Origin of the sequence: Mesorhizobium sp. M7A.F.Ca.CA.004.12.1.1, from assembly GCF_003997835.1 — a bacterium.
Classification (GTDB): Bacteria; Pseudomonadota; Alphaproteobacteria; order Rhizobiales; family Rhizobiaceae; genus Mesorhizobium.
On sequence record NZ_RZRK01001363.1, the window covers coordinates 1 to 796 of the forward strand.

At 59.9% G+C, this 796-nt stretch carries 2 protein-coding genes; both read left to right on the plus strand.

Features of this window, described 5'->3' with window-relative positions; translation table 11 throughout:
* On the plus strand, positions 1-175 hold a 175-nt coding region (locus tag EN984_RS36400), incomplete at its 5' end, for an aquaporin (RefSeq protein ID WP_206517580.1).
* 238 nt (positions 176-413) lie between these two features.
* A partial coding sequence (locus EN984_RS36405; RefSeq protein ID WP_245480209.1) for a LysR family transcriptional regulator occupies positions 414-796 on the plus strand: 383 nt, incomplete at its 3' end.

A 796-nucleotide genomic window follows, 5' to 3' on the forward strand; every position in this document is an offset into this window, starting at 1 on the left:
TTTCGCCATCATCCCGGTGACCGGCACGTCGCTCAACCCGGCCCGCTCGATCGGTCCGGCACTGTTTTCGGGAACTGCCGCGATCGGTCAGCTCTGGCTGTTCATCGTTGCACCGCTGATCGGCGGCGCCATTGCCGGTGTGGTCGCCAAGGCGCGCATCTTCGAGAAGGACTGAGCTCTTTGGAAGGCTGAATATGAAAAGGCGCGGGCCATGGCCCGCGCCTTAGATGGTTGGTGCAAGAGGCCGAACAGACCTCAGTATGGGTGGTCAAATCCGGCCACGCCGGCTGACTGTTGACTGGAACCGCATGCCCTTCAAACCCGGAACCGTGCTAGTCTAGAGCTACCGATTGAATAGCGCCTGCTGGTTCGAGGTCCCATTGACAAAACGGCTATCGGATTTCGACATTGGCTTGCTGCTGACACTCGACGCGCTGTTGAAGCACCAGAACGTCACCCATGCGGCGGCGAGATTGAACATTACCCAATCGGCTTTGTCGGCCCGCCTGACGCGTCTGCGTCAATTGCTGAACGACCCCCTCTTCACAACGGCGGCGTCCGGACGGGGAATGATCCCGACGCCTCACGCTCTGGCACTTGAGCCCGAACTCACCCGGCTGCTCGAACGGTTGAGCGATTTCGTGAATACTGCTCATCTGTTCGACCCCGCGACAAGCAAACGTGTCTATCGCATTGCCGCCACGGACAATCCGGCAGCGATCCTGGCGCCGGACCTCATTCCGCGGTTCAAATCCCAAGCTCCCAACGCAAAGGTCGCCTTTACGGTGCCCAACAA